Annotated in this window: 5 protein-coding genes; 1 reads left to right on the top strand and 4 read right to left on the bottom strand. The window is 72.3% G+C overall.

The window, feature by feature from the left end:
* Positions 1 to 18: 18 nt before the first annotated feature.
* Positions 19 to 1242: a phosphoserine phosphatase SerB gene (serB, locus tag CCN33_RS29525; RefSeq protein WP_086696405.1), complete on the top strand. Its 1224-nt coding sequence runs from the start codon at positions 19 to 21 to the stop codon at positions 1240 to 1242.
* A gap of 62 nt (positions 1243 to 1304) precedes the next feature.
* Here serB and CCN33_RS29520 read toward each other — a convergent pair whose 3' ends face one another.
* The 4 genes from CCN33_RS29520 to CCN33_RS29505 all read right to left on the bottom strand — a co-directional run.
* Complete coding sequence (locus CCN33_RS29520) at positions 1305 to 1823, bottom strand: SixA phosphatase family protein (protein ID WP_086696404.1); 519 nt, start codon at positions 1821 to 1823, stop codon at positions 1305 to 1307.
* A 55-nt stretch (positions 1824 to 1878) separates the two neighbouring features.
* Positions 1879 to 2100, bottom strand: a complete 222-nt coding sequence (locus CCN33_RS29515; RefSeq protein ID WP_086696403.1) for a hypothetical protein — start codon at positions 2098 to 2100, stop codon at positions 1879 to 1881.
* Positions 2101 to 2271: 171 nt separating this feature from the next.
* The gene (locus tag CCN33_RS33600; RefSeq protein WP_086696402.1) at positions 2272 to 2394 is read right to left on the bottom strand and encodes an SGM_5486 family transporter-associated protein; all 123 of its coding nucleotides are present in this window, start codon (positions 2392 to 2394) and stop codon (positions 2272 to 2274) included.
* A gap of 49 nt (positions 2395 to 2443) precedes the next feature.
* On the bottom strand, positions 2444 to 3206 hold a 763-nt coding region (locus tag CCN33_RS29505), incomplete at its 5' end, for an MFS transporter (RefSeq protein ID WP_140394753.1).

Below are 3206 nucleotides of genomic sequence, written 5' to 3'. Positions count from 1 at the left end.
GGATACGGTGGTGGGACCATGAGCGCTTCGCAGATCGTCGCTTCGCGGACCGGTGAGGTCCCCACTCTTCTCGTCAAGGTGTTCGGGAAGGACCGGCCCGGCATCACGGCCGGGCTGTTCGACACCCTGGCCGCCTTCCAGGTCGACGTGGTCGACATCGAGCAGGTCGTGACGCGGGGCCGGCTGGTGCTGTGCGCGCTGGTCACGCAGCCCGCGGAGGGGCTGGAGGGCGACCTCCGGTCGACGGTCCACAGCTGGGCCGAGTCGATGAAGATGCAGGCCGAAATCATCTCCGGCCATGGCGACAACCGCCCGCGCGGTGTCGGCCGCTCCCTGGTGACGGTGCTCGGGCACCCCCTGACCGCCGAGTCGACGGCGGCCATAGCGGCGCGGATCGCCCAGGCCGGCGGCAACATCGACCGCATCTTCCGGCTCGCCAAGTACCCGGTGACGGCCGTGGAGTTCGCGGTGTCCGGCGTGGCGACGGAACCCCTGCGCAGCGCGCTGGCCGCGAGCGCCTCCGCACTCGGTGTCGACATCGCCGTGGTCTCGGCGGGCCTGCACCGGCGGGCGCAGCGGCTCGTGGTGATGGACGTGGACTCGACCCTGATCCAGGACGAGGTCATCGAGCTGTTCGCCGCGCACGCCGGCTGCGAGGCCGAGGTCGCCGCGGTGACCGAGGCGGCGATGCGCGGGGAGCTGGACTTCGAGCAGTCGCTGCACGCGCGGGTGGCCCTGCTGAAGGGGCTGGACGCCTCCGTGGTGGACAAGGTCCGCGAGGAGGTCAGGCTGACGCCGGGCGCGCGGACGCTGATCCGTACGCTGAAGCGGCTCGGTTATCAGGTCGGGGTGGTGTCCGGTGGCTTCACGCAGGTCACGGACGCGCTCCAGGACCGGCTGGGCCTGGACTTCGCGCACGCCAACACGCTGGAGATCGCGGACGGGAAGCTGACCGGCCGGGTAACCGGTGAGGTCGTGGACCGGGCGGGCAAGGCGCGGCTGCTGCGCCGGTTCGCCGCCGAGGCGGGGGTGCCGCTGTCACAGACGGTGGCGATCGGTGACGGCGCCAATGACCTGGACATGTTGAACGCGGCCGGCCTGGGCGTGGCCTTCAACGCCAAGCCGGTGGTCCGGGAGGCCGCGCACACGGCGGTGAACTTCCCCTTCCTGGACACCGTGCTCTATCTGCTGGGCGTCAGCCGGGAAGAGGTCGAGGCGGCGCAGACGCACGACGAGGAGTGACCCGGATACGCAGGGGGCCCGGAACCGCCTCGGTTCCGGGCCCCCGCGCGTGTCCGCACAGGTCACTCCGAGGGCGCCCAGTAGTCCACCAGCGTCGCCTTGCCCGGCTCCAGGTCCTTCCAGTCGCCGTCGAAGGTCAGCACGGCGAAGGCGGAGGTGGGGAAGCCACGGCGGTTCATCCGCTCGCCTGCGTCGCCCTCCGCGGTTCCGGCCAGGATCTCGACCAGGTTCTGCACGCCGGGATTGTGGCCGATGAGGATCGCGTTGCGCACGTCGTCCGGGGTCTCGTTCAGCACGGCGATCAGCTCGCCGGGCGAGGCGTTGTAGACCCGGTCCTCATAGACCGTTTTCGGCCGGTGGTCCAGCTCGGGCACGGCGAGTTTCCATGTCTCGCGGGTGCGTACCGCGGTGGAGCAGACGGCCAGATCGAAGGAGATTCCGGTGTCGGCGAGCCTGCTGCCGGCGACGGGGGCGTCCGTGCGGCCCCGGTCGGCGAGGGGGCGCTCATGGTCGGAAACCTCGGGCCAGTCGGCTTTCGCATGGCGGAAGAGGACGATCCTGCGGGGTTCAGCAACGCTCATGTCACCCAGCTTCGCATGAAACAGGCCACCTGGCGCAGGGAGTTGACATGCGGATTCACCGGTGCGCGGCGGCCGGTCCTCCGTGCTCGACGAGCTGCCGGGCGCGCTCGAGCATGTGCGCGAGCGCGGGGTCGCCGCTCGCCGCGTGCGCGTCGGAGGGGTTCATGAGGAGCAGCAGCAGCGCGACGAACGCGAGTACCGGCAGGGCCAGCGCCCACCAGGGCAGCCGGGCACCGGCACCGGCGGGGTGGGGCCGGGTGTGGGCGGGTACCGGCATGATCGCCTCCGTCGCTCGTCGGACCGTACGGGAATCCCTCTCCCGTACCCCTCGAAGCTACGCGGTCACCGGGCGTCAACCCATCCGGGCTTCCACCCACTTGACCCTGATCCCCGCCCCCTAGGGGATGGTGGGGAAAACCCCCGCCACTCCGCCCCGGGGCGGATGCGATCAGGAGGGGGCGAGCAGCATCGCGACGATGCCGATGGCGATGAAGATGGCGAAGAACGAGCCGAAGACGATCAGCATCTTCTTCTGGCCGTTCTGGGGGTTCGGATCGAGCACAGGCTGCATGCGGCCAGTGTCCCACCCTCCCCGGGGCCGGAGGCCGCCGCCCCCGGGTTCAGTGCGCCTCGTCCTCCACGATCCGGTCGCGGCCGGCGAGGAACCCGACCGCCATCTGCGGCAGCATCAGCGCCGCCATGAGCGCGATCGGCACGCCCCAGCCTCCGCTGCGCTGGTAGAGCACGCCGACCAGCAGCGGGCCGGGGATGGAGAGCAGGTACCCGGTGCTCTGGGCGAAGGCGGACAGCTGGGCCACGCCCGGACCGGTGCGGGCCCGCATGCCGACCATGGTGAGCGCGAGCGGGAAGGCGCAGTTGGCCACGCCCAACAGCACCGCCCAGGCCCAGGCCCCGGCGGCGGGCGCGAGGTACAGCCCGGCGTAGCCGGCGAGGCCGCAGGCGCCGAGGACCAGCACGATGGGCCCCTGGTGGGGCAGCCGGCTCGCCACGCGCGGGATGACGAAGGCCAGCGGGACGCCCATCACCATGGTGACCGCGAGCAGCACGCCCGCCGTGCCGGCCGGGACCCCGGCGTCGCGGAAGATCTGCGGCATCCAGCCCATGGTGATGTAGGCGGCGGTGGCCTGGAGGCCGAAGAAGACGGCGAGCGCCCAGGCGGTGCGGCTGCGGGCGATGCGCAGCCGGGGGCCCGCCTCCGCGCCCGGCACCGGCACCGGCGCGGGCACCCGCTCGCGGACCAGCGGCAGCCAGGGCAGCACGGCGATGCCCGCGAGGACCGCCCACACGGCGAGCCCGGACTGCCAGCGCCCGCCGAGGGCGCCGGTCATCGGCACGGTGACGGCGGCGGCGACGGCGGTGCCG

The organism is Streptomyces recifensis (assembly GCF_002154615.1).
In the GTDB taxonomy this organism is placed as follows: domain Bacteria; phylum Actinomycetota; class Actinomycetes; order Streptomycetales; family Streptomycetaceae; genus Streptomyces; species Streptomyces griseoluteus.
The sequence above is the reverse complement of the archived record's forward strand: the minus strand, read 5'-3'. Positions and strand labels throughout refer to the sequence as shown.